The sequence below is a fragment of the Pedobacter humicola genome (genome assembly GCF_056490705.1).
In genome coordinates, this window is sequence record NZ_JBWJIG010000020.1 from 72,863 (window position 1) to 96,595 (window position 23,733).

Sequence of the window (23,733 nt, forward strand, 5' to 3'; positions counted from 1 at the left end):
TTAGTTTAATATGAAAATACGGAATGTTTTGAAATCAATACCTGGTTATAAATGGGTTTCAGGGTTAAATGAAAGAAGGAAATGGCTCAAATATAATTGGGGTGACAAAAATCGACCAATAAAGGATGGTGAGGTAACTGTTTATTATTATAAAAGATTTAATAAGATAGACAATGTAGGTGACCTACTATCGCCAATTGTTGTGGATATGGTAAAAGAACATCTTAACCTGGTAAATCAAAAGCATGTAACCAAAAGAATGTTTGCAATTGGATCAGTGATTACTGCTGCCAAATCGGATATGGTAGTGTGGGGAAGTGGAGTTCATTATGAAGATTCTATAATACCAAAATTTGATTTGGATATCAGGGCGGTGAGAGGACCATTATCAAGAGAAAAATTAATTCAGAGTGGATTTAAATGCCCTGAATATTTTGGCGATCCAGCATTGTTGCTCCCACTTTTTTACAAACCCAACACTGAAAAGCAGTATGAATACACAATTATTCCCCACTTCTTTAAGGATGATGAGATAAACGATAAGTATAAAGAGAATCAAATTACTACGTTAACATCTGATTGGAAGGGATTTATAGATAGGATTGCATCATCCAAGTATATCATAAGTGGCTCGCTTCACGGAATAATTATCGCTGAAGCTTATGGCGTACCTGCAATACTGATCGATTTGCTGGATGGTGATATGTTTAAATATAAAGATTATTACTATAGTACAGGACGAAAAGATATAATAGTGGCTAAATCTGTGGAGGATGCACTAGAGGATAGGAAAAGTATGCCGGCAATCGGTAATCTGGAAAAACTTCAAAATGATCTGATCCAGTCGTTTCCTAAGGATTTATGGCAGTAAGTGCCGTTATTTAAATACTATGTTATACTATTGTAAAAATCATCAGAAGGATTTCGTTCCAGATAAGATTAAAAAAGACCTGGAGCAATATAAATTTGTATTTAATCCAAGTTTTGCCTCCTCAAGTAAGCATCAATATTGGGCTTTCAGATGTTATTCGGAACTTCGAAAGGAAATTTTAGCCATAATTTATATTTACGACGAAAGCAATTCGTCGCTTCTGATTTATGACCTGAATTCTATTTTTAAAGAAAAGTATAATCTTAAGCCCGCAGACCCTAAATTATTTAAAATTGAAGATAAGGTGTATTGTACCTTAAATACCGGATATAGTGCGAATATCGAGAATAGTGTTTTCCTCATGCAGATTTCTGAGGATAAGTTCAATATTAAACGTTGTATTATTGAAAAGAGAAGCATGGTAGAAAAGAACTGGGCTTTTTTCGAGCAAGATGGGGTGATGAAGATGTTATATTCAATTTCTCCTGTTTGCAAAACATATGTACTATCGTCTGAATCTGAATCTGAGGTGTTCTTCAAGGAGGAGAAAGCAGTGAGGAATGATTTGAGTTCCATAACTATTGGCACACAGCCGATCATAAATGATAACATAATCTATCTGATTGGGCATAGAAAATATAGCCTCTTAAAAAAGAGGTTATACTTAGGAGTTCCGGTAAAAATTGATATGAAGACATTAAGTGTAAAAAAAGGCCCTGTCTTTTTGGTACATTCATTGTCCTCAATACTCGGCAACAGATTTAAGTTTAATAAAAATCTGATTTCCTGTACCTATATATCAGGTTTACAGGTAAACTTTGCAGATCAGCAAGCAAAAATAGCTTATGGAGTTAATGATGTTTCCTGGCAAACTATGCAGGTAAATTTAAATGACCTATGGTAATTGATGTTTGTTTTTTCGTACGAATAAGAATAATATAAAAAGATATAATAGCGGCTATAATGGAAAGAGCGTTGAAAAGAAACATCATACTGGAAATACCTTTTCTAAAAGGCATTCTACAACCCATCAAAGAAAAAATCCTCAAAAAAAGATGGTTAAAGTATGTTTGGGGAGATAGATCTAGACCTGTCAAAGAAGGCATGGTAAACGTTTACTATTTTAAGTGGTACAATAAGGATAATGTTGGAGACTTGCTCTCCCTGATCACTGTTGATTTTGTGAAAGAAAAATTAAATCTAAAGGATACCAAAAAAGATAAAACAATAAGGATGTTTGCTATCGGTTCAGTTATCCATACCGCTAAATCAGATATGGTAATATGGGGAAGCGGAATAAGAGATACGCAAACCCAGCCACCAAATGTTAATTTTGATATCAGAGCAGTTAGGGGCCCCTTAACTAGAAAAAGAATGATCGAGAATGGATATGATTGCCCTGAAATTTATGGGGATCCCGCGGTGCTATTGCCTCTTTTTTACAATCCAAAAATTGAAAAAAAATACGACTACACTATAATCCCTCATTATTATAAAGAAAATGATATACCCGAGGAATATAAAGGAAAAATGATGAGTACCTTTACGTCTGATTGGAAAGGATTTATAGATAAAATAATTGCTTCTGAATATATAATATGTAGTTCTCTACATGGGCTGATACTGGCAGAGATCTACGGAGTTCCGGCAATTTTATATGATGTGGAAAAAGATTTATTTAAATATGAAGACTATTTTCAAGGCACTGGTAGAACCGATATTCCTATCGCGGAATCTTTAGAATTTGCAATCCGAAACAGACCTTCTACCGCTCCTATTCCAAACATTGAAAAAATTCAGCAAAATTTATTGAATTCTTTTCCTAAAGATTTGTGGTATTAATTTAAAAATCAAAACGATGATGAGTAATTGTAAATTAGAAAAAGTACTACTATTATTGGTTATGCTGGTAGTTACTTCTTTTTCTTTGAAGGGACAGGCAAATTATTCAGGCCCCTATTTAATAGATAATTTAGCCAGCCAACAAAATTTAGCATTATTTAAGAAAAAGGATAAGGTTTTTATGCAGGAGCTTCAGGTTTTAGTTAAAAAATCTAATGTAATCCTTAATAGCCCAAATTATTCTGTAACTTTTTCTAAAGATGGTAAAGTCTCGCCGTCGGGTGATAAGCATGATTACTATAGTATTTCAACCTATCATGATTTAGATGATAAGGGTAAAATACGCTTTCAAGACGGTAAACGTAATTCAACAATAAGAGATTTCAAAGATAAGCAGCAATTATGGGCCATGGTTGCTGATTTGGAAGTGCTTTCTCTAACATATTCTTTCACTAAAGATGAGCGATATAGTAAAAAAGCAAAAGAATTATTAAGTGTTTGGTTTTTGGAAAAAGCAACCGCAATGAATCCTAATCTCAACTATGGCCAGGTAAGACCGGATACAAAACTTGGGTCTTTTGCGGGGATAACAGATGTTATCGTACTGACAGAGATTCCAGATATCATTTATTTGCTGAAGGATTCTAAAAATTTTGATGACAAATTTACCGGTGGAATGGTGAATTGGTTTAAACAATATTTACAGTGGCTTCTGGAAAGTAAATTAGGAAGAATCGCTTCGGTTCAAAAGAACAATCAGGTGAATTATTATAATGCACAGGTTGAAGTTTTGAAATTATTTACCGGAAGTGATGTTGGGACCGTAAAAAAGGAAGTTTATGCTAAAGCAATTAAAAGCATTCAGATACAAATTGATCCGGATGGTAAGCAACCATTAGAATTAAAGAGAGCTACCCCTATGGGTTATAGTTTTTATAATTTAAAAGGCATTTCGCTTTTAGCTTTATTATCAGACAATCTTAAGGGAGAAGATATTTGGAATTACAGTTATAATGGAAGTAGTTTGAAAACTGCATTGGAATGGCTGAATCAGATTTATAAGGATCAAGGCGCTAAAACTACCAAGGCGAATCCCAAGTATGAAACAATAAGGCCGGGTCATTTATGGGATTTGTATGTAAGAGCCATTCCAAGAATAAAGGACTTAAATGTGGATAAAGAAGTAATTAATAGAAAAAATAATAATTTATTAGCGACCTATTTTATGTTTAGGAATGAACTAAAATAGATAATGATTAGCCTTTTCTTTTAAAAAAAATAAATGATTATTTACATAATTTTATACGGACTACTTTTACTTACAGTTTTTTTTGACACGGAAAAGGTTTCATTAAAATCCAAAAAAGAGATACTCATCTGGTGGGTGGCAATTTTCACCTTATTTAGAGGACTTAGATGGGACACAGGTACCGATTGGGATCAGTATTTGGAGGTTTTCCGAATATCATCATTTGATAATATTTTTAACTTTGCCAGAAACGGATCGGTTAAAATGGAACCGGGCTATGTATTTATAAATGCTTTCGTAAAATTACTCGGAGGAGACTACACTATATTTTTGTTGTTGACCAATTTATTAGTTCTTTGGGCATATTACAAATTTTCTGTAACGAATTCAAAGACCCCTATTATGGTTTTTGTTTTGATGATGTTTAGTACGCAGTTTTTTCCGGTGAGAATTGGTATTGCAGTAGGAATAATATTGATTGGATTATTTGATTTTGCTAAAGTAAATATTAAAAGAGGTTTACTTTTTACCTTCCTGGCCGCCACGATACACTCATCGGCCATGGTCTTTATTCCCATTTACGTTTTAGGTATTAAAGGATTTAAACCTTCAACTTATTTGGCAGTTGGAGTAGCACTGGTATTTCTGATTCTAGCCCAAACCTCTGCGTTTACAACATTTTTAACTACTGTTTCTGGAAGCATCGGCTTTTTGGGTGCTGAGGTAACCCATAAATTTGATAATTATCTGAATTTTGATGTAGCAAAAAAAGGTGCAGTTATAGCGGTTAGTGGAATACTTAATAATGTAATTTTTATTGTGTTATTGCTGGTTTTTGGAATAATGATCGATAAAATAGGCAAAAGCGCTGATTCAAAAGAAAGGAAGGTTTATTTTAACTTTTTATTTAATGCTTTTTTTGTATTTATCATGATTTCAATTGTGTTTCAGGGAGAAACTATGGCAGGATTAAGGAGATTGCAGAATTACTTTATGTTTGCCTTCTCATTGCTGTTCTCTTATTTTATATACCATAATAAAAAGATTTATCCTCATTTAAGCCTGTTATTAACCTATGGCTTAATATTTTATGCGCTGTTTAGGTCTTATACGTTATTTTTTGGAGGTTATCCGGAAGCTCATTTTCCTTATAAATCGATTTTTGAATATTTCTTTTAATTATTTGTATGAAAAAAAGTAAAAATAGTTTTTACGCTTGGGTGAAGTATCAAAGAAGGGCGGCATCAATGCAGGAATCTTTAGGTTATGAGCTGAATTTTATAGATTTTAACCTAAAAAAAAGACGGTTGAAGCCCTTGGATTATGTTTTAAAATCTTACAAAACATTGAAAGGACTGATCAAAAACCGACCGGGGGTTTTATGGGTACAGTTACCCCCCAGTCCGCTACTCTACATTGCTTTATTTTATAAAAAAATCAATAAACATGCAATTCTAATAGTGGATTGCCACAACGGAGTGTTTTGGGGTAAGTGGAAAAAATACTTAAGTGTAGAGCGGTTAAATCAATTTGATTTAATTCTAGTTCATAATTATTTAATAAAGGAGATTGCTGAAGATTTTGGATTAGATAGAGAAAAATTAGTTATTCTGGAAGATAAACCAGCCATAAAAAACTTTTCTTTCGAAGTACAGGGATTATCCGCGAAAAATCCAACGGTTTTAATGCCATGTAGTTTCAATGCCGATGAACCTATTGATGTAGTGTTTGATGCGGCAAGACAGGTCCCTGAAATAGATTTCCTGATTTCAGGTCCAAAAGATAAAGGTAAATTATTGTTTGATTTTTCAAAAAAACCCGAAAACGTACAATTGATCGGCTATTTATCTTTAGAAGAATATGAGAAAGTATTTCGTAGTTCTGATGTTGTTCTGGGACTCACTACAGAAGATCATATACAATTAAGTGTAGCCAACGAGGCAACTGGTTTTGAAATTCCGATGGTGATATCTGACACACCGCTTTTAAGGAATTTATTTAATAAAGGCGCCATTTATGTAGAAACAATGAACTCACATTCGATAGCAAGTGGAATTAAAGAAGCTCTCAGAAATAAGGAGAGATTAAATCGTGAAGTAAAAGAATTGAAAACTGAACGAATTCAAAAATGGGAGCAAATGGCTAGAGACTTAACAGAAAGGGTGAACGCAATTTCTGTGTACAAAAATTAAGTTAATGATGAGACTTTTTAAATTTATTATTTTAAGGTTGCAAGGGAGTAGTTGGTTGCATTCAAAAAAGATGAGGCCTCAGCTACTTCGTCTGGTAGGGATGAAGATCGGGAAGTCGCACATAGGAGAACAGGTTATATTCGATAGCCTATATCCTGAAAATATAGAAATAGGAGATTATAGTGCGATTACGATGAGGTGTATAATTCTAACTCATTTCGTGGAAGTAGCAGAGAAAACGGAAGAGAATAAAGGGGGGAGAATTTTTGTGAAAGGTAAAGTGAAAATTGGTAATAATGTCTTTATCGGAGCACATACCGTAATTACTAAACCCGTAACTATTGGCGACGATTGTATTATCGCAGCAGGATCTATTATTACAAAAGACATTCCGGCCGGACAAATTTGGGGAGGGGTGCCAGCAAAATTCATTAAAAATAGGCCTGAATATGAAGTAAAACAAATGAATAATTTAGGAAATCCGATTTAAGGATGATAAGAAAGTCTTCAATTATAGCTTAATATCACTTTCAAATGTACAAGGTTGGCCCATTCATTATAAAACAATAGGTAGTATAGATAATAATTAAACACGAATGGAGAATAAAGTTAAACTTCTCGCTGTTGCATCAATAGGAGGGCATTGGATACAGTTGCTCCGCATCATCAATCCAAATAACGCTGAAGTTAGCGTTACCTATCTATCTACTCATCCCAAATGTGAAGTTATGGTTGAGGGACAGAAATTTTATACCATTTCAGATTTTAGCCGCTGGAATTTTTATAAACTAATCCCCGCATTCTTTCGGGCTTTAAAAATAATTCAAAAAGAACGTCCAAATATCGTTGTTTCTACAGGTGCAGCGCCAGGCCTGGTGGTGTTACTTGCGGCTAAATTTTTGGGAAAAAAAACGGTTTGGATAGATAGTATAGCAAATGTACAGCATCTATCATTAAGTGGTAATATTGCTTCTAAGTTTGTAAATCAGACTTTTACGCAATGGGAATCGCTTAAAACCTCGAAGATTTTGTATGCTGGCAACGTTTTAGAACAATAATGTAAACTATAAAAATTGCTATGATATTCGTTACAATAGGCACACAGATTTCATTTGATCGTTTTATAGAGGCGATCGATGAAATTGCTACCCTGGTTGATGAGCCTATTATTGCTCAAGTATTTAAAGGTAGCTATCAAACTAAAAATGTAAAAACAGTAGATTTTTTGAATCCTGATGAATTCAATAAACTGATGGAAGAGGCGCGTTTGATAGTTGGACATGCAGGTATGGGTACTATTCTATCTGCCCTGAAATACGAAAAACCCATCATTATTTTTCCACGCATGGCCTCCTTAGGGGAGCATAGAAATGACCATCAAATGGTTACCGCGATGAGAATGAATGAATTGGGATACGTACACGTAGCGTATGATAGAAAACAATTAAAAACATTGATATTGAACAAAGATTTGCAACCATTGAAAAAATTGAATACAGATCCGTCGAGCAATATGATTGATTTCATCATTAACTCAGTAAGTAAGACATGAAATTAAAAGTACAGGACTTATAATGACTATATTCTATGTATGCTGAAGTCCTGGACGTTGAATTCAAAAAATGTAAAATCACCTGGGAAGGTCGGTAACTAAACAATAAATTTAATTAAAAAACCTATTTCTGATGAAAAACATCACTAAAATATGCTGTATTGGCGCAGGATATGTGGGAGGCCCTACTATGGCGGTTGTGGCTAAACAATGCCCAAATATCAAAGTAACCATCGTCGATTTAAATGAAACACGTATTGCTGCCTGGAATGATCCTGACGTAAATAATATCCCTGTTTATGAACCTGGTTTAGCTGAAGTTGTAGCAGAAGCTAGAGGAAGAAACCTCTTTTTCTCAACAGATGTGGATAAAGCCATAGACGAAGCTGATATGATATTTATCTCGGTTAATACGCCAACAAAGACGTATGGTGCCGGAAAGGGAATGGGAGCCGACTTGAAGTGGATTGAGTTGTGCGCACGCCAGATTGCCCGTGTTTCAAAAAGCGACAAAATTGTTGTCGAAAAATCTACCTTGCCCGTGCGCACGGCTGAAGCAGTAAAAGACATCCTTCACAACACAGGAAGCGGAGTGAAGTTTCAAATATTATCCAACCCTGAATTCCTGGCTGAAGGTACTGCAGTGCAGGATCTTCTGACACCTGACCGTGTTTTGATCGGTGGAGATGATTCAATAGAAGGAAAAGAAGCAATACAAGCTTTGGTTGATATATATGCCCAATGGATTCCGTTAGATCGTATACTCACTACCAATGTATGGTCATCAGAACTTTCTAAATTGGTTGCTAATGCATTCCTGGCACAACGAATTTCTTCTATTAATGCAATTTCTGAACTTTGTGAGAAAACGGAAGCCAACATTAATGAAGTATCAAGAGCGATTGGTACAGATAGTCGTATTGGACCAAAATTTTTGAAAGCTTCTGTTGGTTTTGGCGGCTCATGTTTTCAGAAAGATATTTTGAACCTGGTTTACATATCCCGCTCATTTGGTTTAAACGAGGTAGCAGATTATTGGGAGCAGGTTATTATTATGAATGATCACCAGAAAAAACGATTTGCACTAAATATAGTACGTAATCTCTATAATACGGTATCAGGAAAGAAAATTGCATTTTTAGGTTGGGCCTTTAAAAAAGATACCAACGATACGCGTGAGTCGGCCGCAATTTATGTAGCTGATGAGCTTTTAAATGAACAAGCTTCTATACAGATATATGATCCAAAGGTGGTTGAAAAACAGATTTATGGTGACTTGGATTACTTAGAGACAAGAAGTCCTGAATTAAATAAGAGCGGGGTAACTGTATTTAATGATCCATATGAGGCCTGTAATGACGCCCATGCAATTGCTGTGCTGACTGAATGGGATGAGTTTAAAGACTACGATTGGAAACGCATTTATGATAGCATGCTAAAACCGGCTAAAATATTTGATGGCCGTAATATTCTGGACCATAAACTACTCAAAGAAATTGGATTTAAGGTGCATGGAATTGGTATGTAGAGCCTGGCTATAAGGCTTAGCGGACACATTAATTATTCATATTATGCTTTGAAGACCTAAGCAATAGCGGATTCGATATAACTCGAATATTTAACAGTATGATTTTATGGGAATTAGTTGTAAATGCGCCTAAATTTTTTAATTTTGTTGCGTCTATTGTCAATCTATCCCATATGAGTTCTCCAACACGCTATTTATATCTGTTGAGATATATTCTGCCTATAACAGACTTAATCATGCTGAATTTAGTTTATTTCTCAGCATATTATTTAACACCGTTTTTAGGTAAAACTGTGCACGCCGAAGTTGACCGTCATCATATTGCGGTGTATAATTTAATCTGGCTTTTCTCTACAGCAATTTTTGGATTATATACTGCTTATGGAGCAAGAAAATTAGAGCGGATTTATCGGAGGACCTATCGGAGTTTGGCCATGCATTGTGTGCTATATTTATCTTACCTGCTTTTTTCAGCGGAAGATAATTTCTCTATGGTCTTTGTGGTTAGCTTCTATTTTTTACTCTTCATTGCTTTTGTCATTAACCGTTTTATTGGCACTTATATTCAGTATGTTGTTTTGAACAAGTTTAAAGCAGCAAAAATAGTTGCTGTAATGGGGTCAAATTCAACGGCATTGAGGCTTGCGGAGTACATAGATGATCAGAGAAATTTGGATTTTTTTGGTTTTCTAGGGAATGATGAGGATATATATGATTCTCCTGATTCCCAGAAAAAGGTGTTAGCTAAATTAGGCGAGGCGGCTGAGGTAGGGGTTAAAGAAGTTTATGTTGCTGTAGCCCCACACAGGATGAATGACGTTAATACGCTTGTTTCTGCAGCTGATCAGCAATGTGTTCGTTTAAAGTTTATTCCCGATATCAGTAGTACGCTTGCTGCTCCTTACGCCATATCATACATGGGAGGGGAGTTTCCGATTATAACCTTAAGAAATGAACCCTTGGAGATCATGGGCAATCGGTTTAAAAAACGGGCCTTTGATATTATTTTTAGCTCTTTAGTGATCATTTTTGTAATGAGCTGGTTATACCCTATTATTGCAATACTGATCAAAATCCAAAGCCCAGGCCCGGTTTTATTTAAACAATTGAGGAGTGGAAGAAACGACAAGCCGTTTTGGTGTTGGAAATTCAGGAGTATGAAGGTTAATCAGGATAGCGATAAAAGACAGGCTACCAAGGATGATGACCGGATCACCAAAATCGGACATTTTTTAAGGAGAACAAGCCTGGATGAGATGCCTCAGTTTTTTAATGTATTTTTCGGATCGATGAGTGTGGTTGGACCGAGGCCCCACATGCTTAAGCATACAGAGAAATATAAGGAGATCATTAATCAATTTATGGTTCGTCATTTTTTAAAACCAGGTATTACCGGTTGGGCACAAGTTAACGGATTTCGCGGTGAGACTAAAGAAAACGACGCGATGGAAAGCAGGGTTAAATTTGATCTTTATTACTTAGAGAACTGGACTTCAATGTTTGATGTTAGAATTATTTTTATGACGGTAATCAATGTTTTTCGAGGAGAAGACAATGCCTACTAGTGTAAGAATGCCTAATTAAGAAGCTTGTTAATCATAGATACCTATATGCCTTTCGCATGCTTCCCTCTCCCGATATTGATTTTGCAAATTGTATAATTATTCTTGTTTTGAGGATATTGGCTATTGATAGTAAGATACTGATAAATACAAAAAATATAAAAGCGCATGAAAAACAACACGTACGTTCTCATTATGGCAGGTGGAGTAGGAAGTAGATTCTGGCCCAAGAGCCGCAATAATTTCCCAAAACAGTTTATCGATATCTTAGGCGTGGGAAAATCACTTTTACAACTCACTTACGAAAGATTTTTGACGATTTGTCCAAAAGAAAACATTTATATCCTCAGCAATTCACAATACAAAGATTTAATCTCCGAACAATTGTCCGGGATACCTGAGAACAACATCATTTCAGAGCCATGCAGAAATAATACTGCGCCTTGCATTGCCTATGCATCTTTTAAGATTTCAGAGATAAATCCTGATGCAAATATTGTTGTTGCACCTTCTGATCATTTGATTCTCAATGAAGCTGTTTTTTTAGAAAAGGTGAAACTTGGATTGAGTTATGCTGAAGAAAATGATGCGCTGGTAACCTTAGGCATTAATCCCACCCGGCCTGATACGGGATACGGGTACATTAATTATGTTAATGCTGAGGTTGGGGATGTTCATCCGGTAATCAGGTTTATGGAAAAACCAGATTTACAAAAGGCAACAGCGTTTATTGAGAGTGGCGATTATGTTTGGAATGCAGGGATATTTATATGGAAGGTATCCAGCATATTAAACGCATTAAGTTCTCATGCTGCGGAGATATATAATCTTTTCTTAAAAGGGAAGGAATTTTATAACACCGATGCGGAGAATACATTTATTAATGAAAATTATGCGTTAGCTCCTAATATTTCGATTGACTATGCTGTTATGGAGAAAGCCGACAATGTATTTACAATCACCGGTGAGTTTGGCTGGTCGGATTTGGGTACCTGGGCATCTTTACACGAGGTTTCGGTAAAGGATTTGGATAACAACGCCGTAAACAGTCAATTGGTTCACCTCACGCAGAGTTCCAACTGCATTGTACAGGTTCCGGCAGAAAAAGTAGCGGTAATTAAAGGTCTCCACGATTATATTGTAGTTGATGATGGCAGTGTTTTATTGATATATCCGAAAAATGAAGAGCAGGAGATAAAGAAAGTGTCCGGTTTGATCAGTGAAAAGTTCGGTGAAAGTTATTTATAATATTATTCTGTTTTGGGCATATTTATGAAGGATATTCCTGTAAAACCACTTATTTTACAGTTCTCTCCAGTTACTGTTCCAGGGTATTTTGGATAGATTTGTTACCTTTAAAGAGGATGCCGATGTTGTTAGATCAGAACTTGATCAAATGACTTCGAAAGATGTATACCCGCGAAATCTTTGCTTTGAAGTCACTAATTAATTAATGTATATTGCCCAATATTTCTCAGCTGCCTTTAGGTGGCTGAGAAATATTTTTGCCATAGAGTGGCAGGATTTTTGCTTATTGTATTTATCTTTGATATACATACTTAGCCTATAAAAAATTGTTTACTCAAATTAATATCGTCCCACGGTGGATTATTTTCGCTCTCGATCTCGTTTGTTGCTCCTGGGCAATGGTATTTGCTTACATGTTAAAGTTTAATTTAAACCTCACATCAGTAGATATTCCAGAGCTGTCAACTAACTTATTATTGTTGTTGTTGTTTAATTCAATAGCTTTCTTAGCTACTAAGAGCTATTCGGGTATAATTAGATATACGAGTGCCCAGGATTCTTTCCGCATATTATCTTCTGTCCTGATCTCAAATGGATTTTATTTCATCATTAATTTATTTACAATAAGCATTCTAAACAGATCGCTTATCCCCAATACAGTACTGATCATTGGTGGATTGTTCAGTTTTCTTTTCCTGATTACCTACAGGATTTTTATCAAATACTTTTTTATGTACATTAAGAATTTGAAACTGGATAAAAAAAAGGTCATTATTTACGGAGCAGGTGAGGCCGGGATGGCTACAAAGAGAACTTTTGACCATGATGATAAGGTAAACAAGTACATCGTTGCATTTGTAGATGATGATCAGCGCAAGATTGGCAAAGCAATAGATGGTGTAGGGATACTAGATGCACGAAATCTTGCTGATCTGATTGCCAAACATGAGATCGATGAAATTATTTTCGCCTCTTATACCATTCCTGCAGAAAAAAGAGATGTAATTGTAGATCTGTGCCTGGAGCATGATATCAAAGTATTAAACATCCCGCCCGCGGATGCCTGGACCAACGGGAAATTACAGCCTGCCCAGATTCAGAAATTAAATATCGAAGATTTATTGAATAGAAAAACGATAAGCATTGATATTGAAGGAATCGGAAACATGCTCCATAAAAAAAGAATCCTGATTACCGGAGCCGCTGGTTCGATAGGAAGTGAAATTGTTAGACAGTTATCAAAGTTTGATGTTGGTTTAATCATATTATGTGATCAATCAGAAACTGCACTGCATGATCTTTATCTGGAACTGGATGAATTGGACAGGACAAAAAACTATCAGGCCTTTGTTGGTGACGTACGGGACGAACAGCGCATGGATAAGCTTTTTAATATGTATCGGCCCGATTATGTGTATCATGCAGCAGCTTACAAACATGTACCATTAATGGAGGATAATCCGGCAGAAGCCATTAAGGCAAATGTACTGGGTACTAAAACCGTAGCCGATAAAGCAGTAAAATATGGCGTTCAGAAGTTCGTGATGATATCCACAGATAAAGCGGTAAATCCAACAAATATTATGGGTGCCTCTAAACGAATTGCAGAAATTTACGTTCAGTCGCTCAATAATTCGCTCAGTCAAAGGGATTTCGTTTTCAGTAATGGGTTGAGTTATATTAACCGATTGGAAAAACGGCCTGCAACGAAGTTTATAACAAGTAGATTTGGGAATGTGCTGGGTTCGAATGGATCTGTTATTCCCAGATTTAGACAACAAATAGAAAAGGGTGGACCCGTTACGGTTACCCATCCTGATATTACCAGATATTTTATGACGATTCCGGAGGCTTGCCGGTTGGTGCTTGAAGCAGGTTGCATGGGTAATGGTGGGGAAATTTTTATTTTTGACATGGGCAAATCGGTTAGGATTTTAGATTTGGCGAAGAAAATGATTAAGCTTGCCGGACTTGAACCTAATGTAAATGTAAAAATAGAATTTTCAGGTCTTCGGCCAGGGGAAAAACTCTACGAAGAACTGTTGAACGATAATGAAAATACGATGCCGACCCACCACGAGAAAATTATGATCGGAAAGGTAAGAGAATATGTGTTTGATGAGGTAGCCACTAACGTTGCTGACCTAATCAATTCAGCGAAGCAGGATGATGATATGCAGGTGGTTATAAACATGAAAAAAATGGTGCCTGAGTTTAAGAGTATGAACTCTATATTTGAAGAGCTTGACCATGTGGTTAATTAATAAGATGAAGAAGATTTTTTTTTTGGCCACTTTGGCTTTTTCTGTGACACTTTCCTGGGGACAATCTACTCCCAATGTCAATATCCCATACGACTTTCAGTTCTATCAAAAACTAAACCAACGGATCTATAATCAGGATAGTAAATTCCACTCATCTATAAAGGGAATTTATGCTGACCAAAGCGAAATTGCAGCATCCTATGATTCTTTGATGAAGGTTGGCATTGATACCAACAATAGAGGTACATGGGTACACAGAAAGTTATTTAATGAACATTTGCTGGAATTTAACGGTGAAGATTATAAGGTATATGCAGATTTTTTACCCGACTTTCAGATTGGCAGGGATTTTAGCGGCAAGCGGAGCACCTGGTTAAATACGAGAGGATTTCAGGTAGGAGGATCAGTTGGGAAACAATTTTCTTTTTATCTGAATGGGTTTGAGAATCAGGGCAAGTTCGCTGATTATGTAAACCGGTATATTGTAGCCAATCAGGTTGTGCCAGGGCAGGGATCTGGTAAATTGGGCGCCGATAAACAGGATTGGTCGTACGTAACGGCCCTGTTGTCTTATACCCCCAATTCGCACCTTAACTTTTCTTTGGGATATGATAAGAATTTTATCGGTGACGGATATCGGTCTATGTTGCTTTCTGATGTGTCTTCCAATTATTCCTTTTTTAGGGTAAGAGCTACGCTTGGTGCGGTGCAATATCAAACCATCTTTGCGTATATGCTTGATCCGGGAGCACCAAAGCTCACTGAAGACCGTAGGTTAGGGGATCGGGGAAAGTGGATGGCTGCCCATTACATTGATTGGAACGTGACCAAAAAATTCTCTGTTGGATTTTTTCAGGCAGTGACCTGGGCTGATGCAGAGGTTGAAGGTAAACGGGGTTTTGATTTTAATTACATACACCCTTTTATTTTCTTAAGGCCTGTGGAAAGTACAAATACCACCTCTCCTGATAAGATGAGGCTTGGTTTCAATCTGAAATATGAAATTTTAAAGAACACTGCTCTTTACGGACAGTTTATGTTTGATGAATTTACTGCCAAAGAATTTTTTGCAGGTAATGGATACTGGGCTAATAAATACGCCGTTCAAGTGGGGTTACGTGGATCAGATCTATTCAAAGTGAAGAGTCTGAACTACCTTGCCGAATTCAACACCGCCCGACCGTATACTTATGCCCACTTCGACAGGCTGTCGAATTATGCTAATTATAACCAACCTTTAGCTCACCCTTTCGGTGCTAATTTCAGGGAATTTCTTGGGATATTGAATTACAGTTACAAGCGGTTTGACTTTCAGGGTGAAGCACTTTATTCGAGGTACGGAAAGGATCCTGAGGGACTTAACTATGGTGGCGATATTTTTAAAAGCTACTTTACCAGGACTGTGGAATATGGAAGTAAGGTTGGCCAGGGAATAAAGACCAATCTCTATTTTGCTCGTGCACAGGTATCTTATCTGCTCAATCCAAAATATAATCTCCGCTTAGAGTTAGCCGGGGTATTCAGGCGTGAGAGCAGTATAAGTATAGAAAATACTCAAATGTTTACTTTCGGGATCCGTAGTAGTTTCCGAAATATATATCACGATTTTTAATCAGTTACAATCCTTATTAAATAATAGAAAAAAGCAGGGTTCATTTTGTTGATAGCTGGAGATACTAGTTAATTGCGTATCGCTGCTCCAATACTACATAAGCTCTTTTATTTTTTAATTTTCTCCATTTTCCTTTAGGGATAGATGAGAAGAAGGGATTTCTGGCAGCTTGAATTACTAGACCAAACCATTAGAGGTAGCCAAGCCTTGATATTTATATGAAGACATATGTTTATCTCGGCGGCTTCAGATGTGCCTTTTTTTGTTTAGTTGTGAAAACCGGCTAATCTGAACAAGGGTTATGGTGATTATGCGGGATGCGAAAAAGATCAGTGCCTTTGAATGATGGAAATGGGCCCTTTATCGTTTGGTGGGCTATTACCCTTGGAAAAGGGTAATTTTGTTGCATTATCTAATGTTCTGCACCCTAACGGGGTGTGATAAAGCAGTATAACGCATCCAATAAATCGTATTTCTATCCTGCCATTGTATCGGTAACCCGCTTAACTGCAACCTTTTTTATCACTTTTATAATTGAGTCTTTATCATAACCACACTCCGCCCATAGTTCGGCCTGTTCGCCATGCTCTATAAACTGATCAGGGATACCTAAACGGATCACATTGGCGTTATAACCATGGTCGGCCATAAATTCTAATACTGCCGAGCCTACTCCCCCCGGTAATGAGCCATCTTCTACAGTGATTACATTTTTATATTTGGCAAACACTTCATGTAATAGTTGCTCATCTAAGGGCTTCACAAAACGTAAGTCGTAATGTGCTGGATAAAAACCTTCACTATTGAGTTCGGCACGTGCTTCAACAGCAAAGTTCCCTACATGGCCAATGGTCAGTAGTGCTACATCTTCACCGTCGCAAATTTTACGGCCCTTACCAATTTCTAATGCTTTAAATGGTCTTTTCCAATCGGGCATTACGCCATTACCACGGGGATAACGGATTACAAATGGCCCCATATTTTCTTGTTGGGCGGTAAACATGAGGTTGCGCAGTTCTTCTTCATTCATAGGGGAAGAAACCACCAGGTTCGGGATGCAGCGCATATAGGCAATATCATATGCCCCATGGTGTGTTGCACCATCAGCGCCAGCTAGACCTGCCCTGTCCAAGCAAAAAACTACGTTTAATTTTTGGATCGCTACATCATGTATCACCTGATCGTATGCCCTTTGCATAAAGCTCGAATAGATATTACAAAAAGGAACCAATCCTTGTGTAGCTAAACCTGCAGAGAACGTTACCGCATGTTGCTCTGCAATACCCACATCAAATGCACGTTTTGGCATCGCTTTCATCATAATGTTTAATGATGATCCTGATGGCATTGCAGGCGTGATGCCTACAATTTTATCATTCGCTTCAGCCAGTTCTACCATGGTATGTCCAAAAACGTCCTGGTATTTTGGTGGCTGCGGCTTATCCGGAATACTTTTTTTGATCTCGCCGGTAATTTTATCAAAAAGACCTGGTGAATGCCATACTGTTTGGTCTTTTTCTGCAAGTGCAAAACCTTTACCTTTTACCGTGATGCAGTGAAGCAGTTTTGGTCCTGGAATAGCCGATAGATCTTTTATGGTCTGTGCCAGGCGTTTTACATCGTGTCCATCAACCGGCCCAAAATATCTGAAGTTTAAGGCTTCGAAAAGATTACTCTGTTTCAATAGCGTTCCTTTAATACTTTTTTCTATTTTCTTCACGTACTTGTGTGCATTCGGACCCAGTTTAGAAAGACCGGTGAGTACATGAGAAATATCATCGCGGAAACGGTTGTACGATTTCGAAATGGTAATACTGGTTAAATATTCTTTAAGTGCACCTACATTCGGGTCTATAGACATGCAGTTGTCGTTCAGAATCACAAGTACATTGCTGTTTTCGATCCCTGCATGATTTAAGCCTTCAAAGGCCAAACCAGCTGTCATGGCACCATCACCAATAATGGCTACATGTTGCCTGTCTGTTTCGCCTTTTAACTGCGAAGCCACAGCCATACCCAAGGCTGCCGAGATAGAAGTAGAAGAATGGCCTACACCAAATGTATCGTACTCGCTTTCAGAAATTTTAGGAAAACCACTAATGCCACCGTATACGCGGTTGGTGTGGAATAAATCTCTGCGGCCGGTTAAAATTTTATGTCCGTATGCCTGATGGCCTACATCCCAAACCAATTTATCGTATGGGGTATTCAGCGCATAATGTAAGGCTACGGTTAATTCGACAACGCCTAAGCTTGACGCAAAATGGCCTCCGTTAACACTTACAACATCGATAATATATTGTCGTAATTCCTGGCTTATTTGTTCTAAGTCAGATTCACTATATTGCTTTAAATCAGCGGGATAGTTGATTTTAGATAATAGGGGGCCAGCTTTTACTTGCATTCGAAATTTGTGGTAAAAAACAAGATACAAAGTAAGTCAAATTTGTTTTAATATGGAAGAGAAAAATAGTGCTTTATTCGAGAGCGTTAAGTAGTTGGCGCTTAGCGATTAATGCATGTGCTCACAGTGTTTGGTGGAGATGTTTAGCGGTTATTGTTCAGGATTAGTATTTAATGAGGGAGGAGCCTAGTTGTAGCCGTTGGGAAGATTGTTTAGCAGGGTGGATTGTTCTGAGGCTAAAAATTTTCATTATGTTTGTTGCTACACATGCAGGCAGATCATTTTGAGATAAAACTTCCGGTATTCGAAGGCCCTTTCGATTTATTGCTGTTCTTTATCGAACGCGATGAACTTAGTATTCAGGATGTGGAGATCGCGAAGATTACCAATGATTTTTTGGCCTTTATCCACCAGCTGCTCTCTTTAAATGTTGAGGTAGCCAGTGAATTTATTCTGGTAGCGGCCACATTAATGCGGATTAAGTCTAAAATGCTTTTACCCAGAATTGAGGTTGATGAAGCTGGAAATGAAATTAACTCTGAACAGGATCTGATCGCCAGGCTTATTGCCTACAAACAATTCAAATCTGCTGCTGAAGAAATGAAAATTTTTGAAGAAGAGCGGTTGAAGCAAGACCATAGGGGCAATATTGCGTACGATCTGACTTTGGCAGCCGCCTCTTCTACCCATCAGGATGAACTTTTATCACTGGATCTGTATAAACTTTTAACCGTTTATCACCGTACGATGCAGAAGTATGAGCTGCGCAGCGAGGAGGTTAAACATACCGTTGTTCAATATCCCTATACCATCGAACAGCAAAAACACTTTATCGCCAACCTACTCGATATCAATAAACAGATCGATTTTGCCTTGGTGCTTAAAAATTCGGAAAATAAAGTGCATTTCGTTTATAATTTTCTGGCTATTTTAGAAATGTTGCAGCAACAAATCGTACAGATAACCATTGGGAGCGGCTTTAACAACTTTAATGTGAAAGCATTATCTTAATTGGACCTAAATTAAATTTGAATTTCTTACTTTTGCCAAAAAAATACAAACCTAATATAATGATGACACGCGACAACCAAATTTTTGAACTTATTGATAAGGAGTTAAACCGCCAAGAGCATGGTTTAGAGCTTATTGCATCAGAAAACTTTGTAAGCAAGCAGGTAATGGAAGCTGCCGGATCGGTATTGACCAATAAATATGCCGAAGGCTTACCGGGAAAACGCTATTATGGCGGTTGCCAGGTAGTAGATGTGGTAGAGCAGATTGCTATCGATAGAGCGAAAGAATTGTTCGGTGCAGCTTGGGTAAACGTTCAGCCACACTCGGGTGCACAGGCCAATGCAGCTGTAATGCTTGCGGTTTTACAGCCGGGCGATAAAATATTAGGATTTGACCTTTCTCATGGTGGCCACTTAACACATGGCTCGCCTGTTAATTTTTCGGGTAAATTATATCAGCCCTTATTTTATGGTGTTGAAAAAGAAACCGGACTGATCGATTATAAAAAATTAGAAGAAGTTGCTTTAGCTGAAAAGCCTAAATTGATTATCTGTGGCGCATCTGCTTACTCGCGCGAGTGGGATTATGCTTTTATCCGTGCAGTAGCTGATAAAATCGGCGCTTTGGTTTTGGCTGATATTTCTCACCCGGCGGGTTTAATCGCTAAGGGATTGTTGGCCAACCCACTTCCACATTGCCACATTGTAACCACAACTACCCATAAAACCTTACGTGGGCCCCGTGGCGGAATGATTATGATGGGTCAGGATTTCGAGAATCCGTGGGGATTAAAAACGCCTAAAGGAGAAATCCGTTTAATGAGCAATCTGCTTGATATGGCGGTTTTCCCTGGTACGCAAGGTGGGCCGTTAGAGCACATTATTGCGGCTAAAGCAATTGCTTTCGGCGAAGCCTTAAGTGATGAATACGGAACTTACATTAAACAAGTTGCTGCTAACGCTCAGGCTATGGCCAAAGCATTTGTTGCTAAAGGTTATGGCATTATTTCGGGCGGTACAGATAACCATTTGATGCTGATCGATCTTCGCAATAAAAACATCACGGGTAAAGTAGCTGAAAATGCATTGGAGAAAGCAGAAATTACAGTGAATAAGAACATGGTTCCTTTTGATGATAAATCACCATTTGTAACTTCTGGTATCCGTGTAGGTACTGCTGCAATTACTACACGCGGTTTAAAAGAAACTGAAATGGAGCAGATCGTTGAGCTGATTGATAGGGTTTTAACCAATCCTGAAGATGAAGCCAATCTGAATGCAGTAAAAACTGAAGTAATTAAACTGGTAAGCGCATTCCCGCTTTATAAATAAGATTAATTTCCTGAGCTAGCTTAGGATGAGAATAGAAGCAGCTGCATTAATTTGTAGCTGCTTTTTTGTTTCATAATTTTTAGTAAACTGCCATAATACTAATGGATGGCCAATATTAATCCTGCAATCCTAAAATCCGGTAAAAGTAAAGGGCCGATATTCTTTGTAGAAATATCGACCCTTACCATCTAAATTAACGCTCTCGTATATATAAACGTATAGTCTTTCCGAATTGTTTCAGGAAAAATGAAAAAACTTATTATTTATCATAACTGCCTAAGGTTGAGGGGAAAATTCTGACGTTTCCTTTTATGTCTTTGCTAAGGTAATTGGTGTAATAAGGATCATTACTTAAATCATACCCTTTTTTTCTGATCATGCTATTGGCCGACACTTCAAAATTTTCTAAATCTTTATCGGTAAAAAGCGGATCGGTATTTAAAATATTCCCGTTGTTGTTATAGCTGTTATTCGTACACCGGATTAAATTGTTCCACAAATTGAGCTGTACCATGGCTGGAGTTTTCTTTTGGATATCCAGTTCGTTGGTTAAGCTGCCCCAGATGATATTGTTTATGATATCTAACTTCAGGTTGTTGTAAGTATTGGCTGATAAATAATCCGAAAAGCTGAGAGCGGCTGTTTTACGTGGAAAATTGAGGTTATAGCCCGCAAAAGTGTTCTGTTTTAGCGTGTAATTTCCACCGCCCACGGCGTAAATTAAATAGTTGCCGCAATTATACATGAGGTTATTAAAGGCGAGCAATTCTGAATGGTAACCAATATAGGCTGCCACCTGCATATTTTTGATGGTACTGTTGCTTAAAATTAATTTAGGGTTAATGTTGGATGATAACGAATCGGAAGTAATACCGACAGATGCATTTTTGATCGTTGCATTTTTGATTAAGCCATTGCCATTGGGCTTTAAAAAAATACCTTTCCATTGGCCAGGCTCATCACGGTACAATTTTTCTAATCTATCGCTACAGAATAATACAGGTTCGGCAACAGTTCCATTAACAAGCAGGTTTCCCTCTACATTTAAATTGGCGTCTTTATGAAAATAAACTTTAACACCAGGCTGTATGGTTAGCGAAGCGCCGTTTTTAATGGTTAGCGTTCCGCTGATAATATAAGGCAGGGATTTTGTCCACGTTATATCGCTGCCAATGGCCGATTCGGTGATGAATATGGCATTCTGACCATAAGCCGAAAGCTGAATAACCTGTCTGTTCCCATTTGTATTTAATATAATGGAGTCCTGAACCAAAAAAGCCAGATTTTGTGTGTTTGGATTAATGGTCACTTTCACAAACAGGTTTATAGAATCCTGACCGTTTATAATCAGATCGCTTTTATTGAGCGTGCTTTCTCCATTAATATTCAAACTGAAAGCGGAGGTGGTACCGCCAGCTAGTCTGATTTCTGAAACTTTAACCGCATCGCTATTTTGATTGACAATTTTTATCCGTTTTGTTGTAGAACCTATGGAGGTAAAAATGGTATCGAATAAAAGTTTGCCGTTTTCGATATTCAACCTGGCGTTTGCATCCGTGGTTATGCGTTCTCCTTTCCTGCAAGCTGAAGCAAAGAAAAAGATCAATAGCAGTAAGCAAATAATTGAACGCATAAATCAAACTTAGAAAAATGTTTGAGTACTTACAAGAGCACGAGATATTATCGTGGTAAAGCTTACTCTGCAAAGGCCAAAGCTGCAATGCTCACTTTTGCTGCACCATTGTTTAAGAGTGCTGTTGCACATGCTTCTAGTGTTGCACCAGTGGTAATCACATCGTCAACCAATAAAATATGTTTGCCGGCAACATGCGCTGGTACATTTATCTTAAAAACATCCTGCATATTCTCGTAGCGGGTGTATCTGCTTTTTTTGGTTTGACTTTCAGTAGCCGTATTCCGCACTAAATTATTTTCACTAAAGGCAATCTCCATTTTTTCTGCCATGCCCTCGGCGATAAATGTACATTGGTTGTATCCCCTATGTTTATATTTTTTATGATGTAAAGGAACAGGAATAATGAAGTTAACATCCTGATAAAGGGCACTCGTTTTTAGGCGTTCACCTAGCATGTTCCCTAGTAGCACACCAATATCCGTTCTGCCGTTGTATTTTAGGTTGTGGATCAAATTTTGAACTTTCGCTCCTTTTCTAAAGTATAACATGGCCATAGCGGCATTAAGTGGCAAACGTCCCTATAATTGTTTGGCTACTCTGTTTTCTGCATGTTGGTGATAATCGGTAAAGGGTAGATCATACAGGCATTTAGTACAAATCAAATGCTCGCTATGGTATAAGGCTAAGCCGCAGGCATTGCAAAGGTTTGGAAATAACAAACCCAATAAATCGGTATACCATTGTTTTACGAGTAACATCTAACTAATTTATAAAATATTTATGAGGATGTGATATGATTTTGCGTAAACCACGGCCAAATATTATTTTCTCTTTTTTAGCAAAGCAGGGACTGTGCTATTATTTAGGTGTAGCCCTGCTATCCACTATAGCCCCGATAGACAAAACCGGGGGCTGCCGTTGCAATCAGGTAGGTACCTCCGGGGGTTTTTAAACGGCCTGGCGCAGGAGAAACTCCGGAAGTCCCGGGGGCGGCAACCTCTCTAAACACCGTTTTGTTCAAAAAGTTTTGCCAATCCTAACATTTTTTCTTGTTGGAAACCATGTACTTACATTAATGCTCCTCCCAATCTCAATATTTTGTTTGCGGGTACGGTAAAATTCCCTACTTTTGCATCCCGCTTCGGAGGAAACGGTTGTAATGAAAGGATGGCACGGTGATAGATAGGGCAGGGTTTATTTTAAAATAAATGTTGCGGATGAAGAAAAGATTGCTACCTTTGCAGCCCGTCCGGGAAGGACGGAAAGCCGGCTGACACCGGCGTATTGAAATAAGGGTAAAGGGAAAAAAAAGAGGACGGAAAAATAAAATTTATTTTATTTGGAAGTTTGAAAAAGATCCTTACCTTTGCACTCCCAACGATAAGGAAGGGAAAAAAAGCTGAGCAGCGGATGTTGCGGAAAGCGAAC

The 23,733-nt window shown here is 37.5% G+C and carries 22 protein-coding genes; 16 read left to right on the plus strand and 6 right to left on the minus strand.

Annotation, left to right across the window (positions count from 1 at the left end):
- Positions 1-10: 10 nt before the first annotated feature.
- From AC04Q1_RS23540 to AC04Q1_RS23605, 14 genes are all read left to right on the plus strand, one after another.
- Complete coding sequence (locus AC04Q1_RS23540) at positions 11-871, plus strand: polysaccharide pyruvyl transferase family protein (RefSeq protein WP_478366995.1); 861 nt, start codon at positions 11-13, stop codon at positions 869-871.
- A gap of 19 nt (positions 872-890) precedes the next feature.
- Positions 891-1,775 carry a hypothetical protein gene (locus AC04Q1_RS23545; RefSeq protein WP_478366996.1) on the plus strand — a complete coding sequence of 295 codons (885 nt, stop codon included), beginning with the start codon at positions 891-893 and terminating at the stop codon, positions 1,773-1,775.
- A 59-nt stretch (positions 1,776-1,834) separates the two neighbouring features.
- Entirely contained in the window at positions 1,835-2,713 is an 879-nt protein-coding gene (locus tag AC04Q1_RS23550) for a polysaccharide pyruvyl transferase family protein (RefSeq protein WP_478366997.1), read from the plus strand.
- A gap of 16 nt (positions 2,714-2,729) precedes the next feature.
- A complete protein-coding gene (locus tag AC04Q1_RS23555) occupies positions 2,730-3,962 on the plus strand; it encodes an alginate lyase family protein (RefSeq protein WP_478366998.1) in 1,233 nt (410 codons plus the stop codon).
- A gap of 33 nt (positions 3,963-3,995) precedes the next feature.
- Positions 3,996-5,141, plus strand: coding sequence for an EpsG family protein (locus tag AC04Q1_RS23560; protein ID WP_478366999.1), 1,146 nt, complete (start codon positions 3,996-3,998; stop codon positions 5,139-5,141).
- Between the two features lie 8 nt (positions 5,142-5,149).
- Positions 5,150-6,154: a glycosyltransferase gene (locus AC04Q1_RS23565; protein ID WP_478367000.1), complete on the plus strand. Its 1,005-nt coding sequence runs from the start codon at positions 5,150-5,152 to the stop codon at positions 6,152-6,154.
- 4 nt (positions 6,155-6,158) lie between these two features.
- Complete coding sequence (locus AC04Q1_RS23570) at positions 6,159-6,644, plus strand: acyltransferase (RefSeq protein ID WP_478367001.1); 486 nt, start codon at positions 6,159-6,161, stop codon at positions 6,642-6,644.
- Between the two features lie 106 nt (positions 6,645-6,750).
- Positions 6,751-7,212, plus strand: coding sequence for an oligosaccharide biosynthesis protein Alg14 (locus tag AC04Q1_RS23575; RefSeq protein ID WP_478367002.1), 462 nt, complete (start codon positions 6,751-6,753; stop codon positions 7,210-7,212).
- A 20-nt stretch (positions 7,213-7,232) separates the two neighbouring features.
- On the plus strand, positions 7,233-7,706 hold the full coding sequence (locus AC04Q1_RS23580) for a glycosyltransferase (protein ID WP_478367003.1): 474 nt from the start codon (positions 7,233-7,235) through the stop codon (positions 7,704-7,706).
- 133 nt (positions 7,707-7,839) lie between these two features.
- Positions 7,840-9,234, plus strand: a complete 1,395-nt coding sequence (locus AC04Q1_RS23585) for a UDP-glucose 6-dehydrogenase (protein WP_478367004.1) — start codon at positions 7,840-7,842, stop codon at positions 9,232-9,234.
- 236 nt (positions 9,235-9,470) lie between these two features.
- Positions 9,471-10,799 (plus strand): undecaprenyl-phosphate glucose phosphotransferase, encoded by a 1,329-nt coding sequence (locus tag AC04Q1_RS23590; RefSeq protein WP_478367005.1) that lies wholly within the window; start codon positions 9,471-9,473, stop codon positions 10,797-10,799.
- A gap of 165 nt (positions 10,800-10,964) precedes the next feature.
- Entirely contained in the window at positions 10,965-12,044 is a 1,080-nt protein-coding gene (locus tag AC04Q1_RS23595) for a mannose-1-phosphate guanylyltransferase (RefSeq protein ID WP_478367006.1), read from the plus strand.
- 326 nt (positions 12,045-12,370) lie between these two features.
- On the plus strand, positions 12,371-14,308 hold the full coding sequence (locus AC04Q1_RS23600) for a polysaccharide biosynthesis protein (protein WP_478367007.1): 1,938 nt from the start codon (positions 12,371-12,373) through the stop codon (positions 14,306-14,308).
- A 4-nt stretch (positions 14,309-14,312) separates the two neighbouring features.
- Positions 14,313-15,920, plus strand: a complete 1,608-nt coding sequence (locus AC04Q1_RS23605) for a gliding motility protein RemB (protein ID WP_478367008.1) — start codon at positions 14,313-14,315, stop codon at positions 15,918-15,920.
- Positions 15,921-16,395: 475 nt separating this feature from the next.
- Here AC04Q1_RS23605 and dxs read toward each other — a convergent pair whose 3' ends face one another.
- Complete coding sequence (dxs, locus tag AC04Q1_RS23610) at positions 16,396-18,324, minus strand: 1-deoxy-D-xylulose-5-phosphate synthase (RefSeq protein WP_478367009.1); 1,929 nt, start codon at positions 18,322-18,324, stop codon at positions 16,396-16,398.
- Positions 18,325-18,591: 267 nt separating this feature from the next.
- Here dxs and AC04Q1_RS23615 point away from each other — a divergent pair, with 267 nt between their 5' ends.
- Both AC04Q1_RS23615 and glyA read left to right on the plus strand, forming a co-directional pair.
- Complete coding sequence (locus tag AC04Q1_RS23615; RefSeq protein ID WP_478367010.1) at positions 18,592-19,335, plus strand: segregation and condensation protein A; 744 nt, start codon at positions 18,592-18,594, stop codon at positions 19,333-19,335.
- Between the two features lie 62 nt (positions 19,336-19,397).
- Entirely contained in the window at positions 19,398-20,669 is a 1,272-nt protein-coding gene (gene glyA / locus AC04Q1_RS23620; protein WP_478367019.1) for a serine hydroxymethyltransferase, read from the plus strand.
- 259 nt (positions 20,670-20,928) lie between these two features.
- Here the strand turns inward: glyA and AC04Q1_RS23625 are convergent, their stop codons facing one another.
- From AC04Q1_RS23625 to AC04Q1_RS23645, 5 genes are all read right to left on the minus strand, one after another.
- The gene (locus AC04Q1_RS23625) at positions 20,929-22,302 is read right to left on the minus strand and encodes a hypothetical protein (RefSeq protein WP_478367011.1); all 1,374 of its coding nucleotides are present in this window, start codon (positions 22,300-22,302) and stop codon (positions 20,929-20,931) included.
- Between the two features lie 62 nt (positions 22,303-22,364).
- Positions 22,365-22,853 carry a ComF family protein gene (locus AC04Q1_RS23630; RefSeq protein ID WP_478367012.1) on the minus strand — a complete coding sequence of 163 codons (489 nt, stop codon included), beginning with the start codon at positions 22,851-22,853 and terminating at the stop codon, positions 22,365-22,367.
- A 30-nt stretch (positions 22,854-22,883) separates the two neighbouring features.
- Positions 22,884-23,063: a hypothetical protein gene (locus tag AC04Q1_RS23635; protein ID WP_478367013.1), complete on the minus strand. Its 180-nt coding sequence runs from the start codon at positions 23,061-23,063 to the stop codon at positions 22,884-22,886.
- Positions 23,064-23,182: 119 nt separating this feature from the next.
- Positions 23,183-23,326, minus strand: coding sequence for a hypothetical protein (locus tag AC04Q1_RS23640; protein WP_478367014.1), 144 nt, complete (start codon positions 23,324-23,326; stop codon positions 23,183-23,185).
- A gap of 211 nt (positions 23,327-23,537) precedes the next feature.
- On the minus strand, positions 23,538-23,733 hold a 196-nt coding region (locus tag AC04Q1_RS23645; RefSeq protein WP_478367015.1), incomplete at its 5' end, for a hypothetical protein.

Bases quoted from the DNA above. Each gene is read 5' to 3' on its own strand.
- AC04Q1_RS23540 (WP_478366995.1), top strand. From the start codon at position 11: ATGAAAATACGGAATGTTTTGAAATCAATACCTGGTTATAAATGGGTT.
- AC04Q1_RS23545 (WP_478366996.1), top strand. From the start codon at position 891: ATGTTATACTATTGTAAAAATCATCAGAAGGATTTCGTTCCAGATAAG.
- AC04Q1_RS23550 (WP_478366997.1), top strand. From the start codon at position 1,835: ATGGAAAGAGCGTTGAAAAGAAACATCATACTGGAAATACCTTTTCTA.
- AC04Q1_RS23555 (WP_478366998.1), top strand. From the start codon at position 2,730: ATGATGAGTAATTGTAAATTAGAAAAAGTACTACTATTATTGGTTATG.
- AC04Q1_RS23560 (WP_478366999.1), top strand. From the start codon at position 3,996: ATGATTATTTACATAATTTTATACGGACTACTTTTACTTACAGTTTTT.
- AC04Q1_RS23565 (WP_478367000.1), top strand. From the start codon at position 5,150: ATGAAAAAAAGTAAAAATAGTTTTTACGCTTGGGTGAAGTATCAAAGA.
- AC04Q1_RS23570 (WP_478367001.1), top strand. From the start codon at position 6,159: ATGATGAGACTTTTTAAATTTATTATTTTAAGGTTGCAAGGGAGTAGT.
- AC04Q1_RS23575 (WP_478367002.1), top strand. From the start codon at position 6,751: ATGGAGAATAAAGTTAAACTTCTCGCTGTTGCATCAATAGGAGGGCAT.
- AC04Q1_RS23580 (WP_478367003.1), top strand. From the start codon at position 7,233: ATGATATTCGTTACAATAGGCACACAGATTTCATTTGATCGTTTTATA.
- AC04Q1_RS23585 (WP_478367004.1), top strand. From the start codon at position 7,840: ATGAAAAACATCACTAAAATATGCTGTATTGGCGCAGGATATGTGGGA.
- AC04Q1_RS23590 (WP_478367005.1), top strand. From the start codon at position 9,471: ATGCTGAATTTAGTTTATTTCTCAGCATATTATTTAACACCGTTTTTA.
- AC04Q1_RS23595 (WP_478367006.1), top strand. From the start codon at position 10,965: ATGAAAAACAACACGTACGTTCTCATTATGGCAGGTGGAGTAGGAAGT.
- AC04Q1_RS23605 (WP_478367008.1), top strand. From the start codon at position 14,313: ATGAAGAAGATTTTTTTTTTGGCCACTTTGGCTTTTTCTGTGACACTT.
- dxs (WP_478367009.1), bottom strand. From the start codon at position 18,324: ATGCAAGTAAAAGCTGGCCCCCTATTATCTAAAATCAACTATCCCGCT.
- AC04Q1_RS23615 (WP_478367010.1), top strand. From the start codon at position 18,592: ATGCAGGCAGATCATTTTGAGATAAAACTTCCGGTATTCGAAGGCCCT.
- glyA (WP_478367019.1), top strand. From the start codon at position 19,398: ATGACACGCGACAACCAAATTTTTGAACTTATTGATAAGGAGTTAAAC.
- AC04Q1_RS23625 (WP_478367011.1), bottom strand. From the start codon at position 22,302: ATGCGTTCAATTATTTGCTTACTGCTATTGATCTTTTTCTTTGCTTCA.
- AC04Q1_RS23630 (WP_478367012.1), bottom strand. From the start codon at position 22,853: ATGTTATACTTTAGAAAAGGAGCGAAAGTTCAAAATTTGATCCACAAC.
- AC04Q1_RS23635 (WP_478367013.1), bottom strand. From the start codon at position 23,063: ATGTTACTCGTAAAACAATGGTATACCGATTTATTGGGTTTGTTATTT.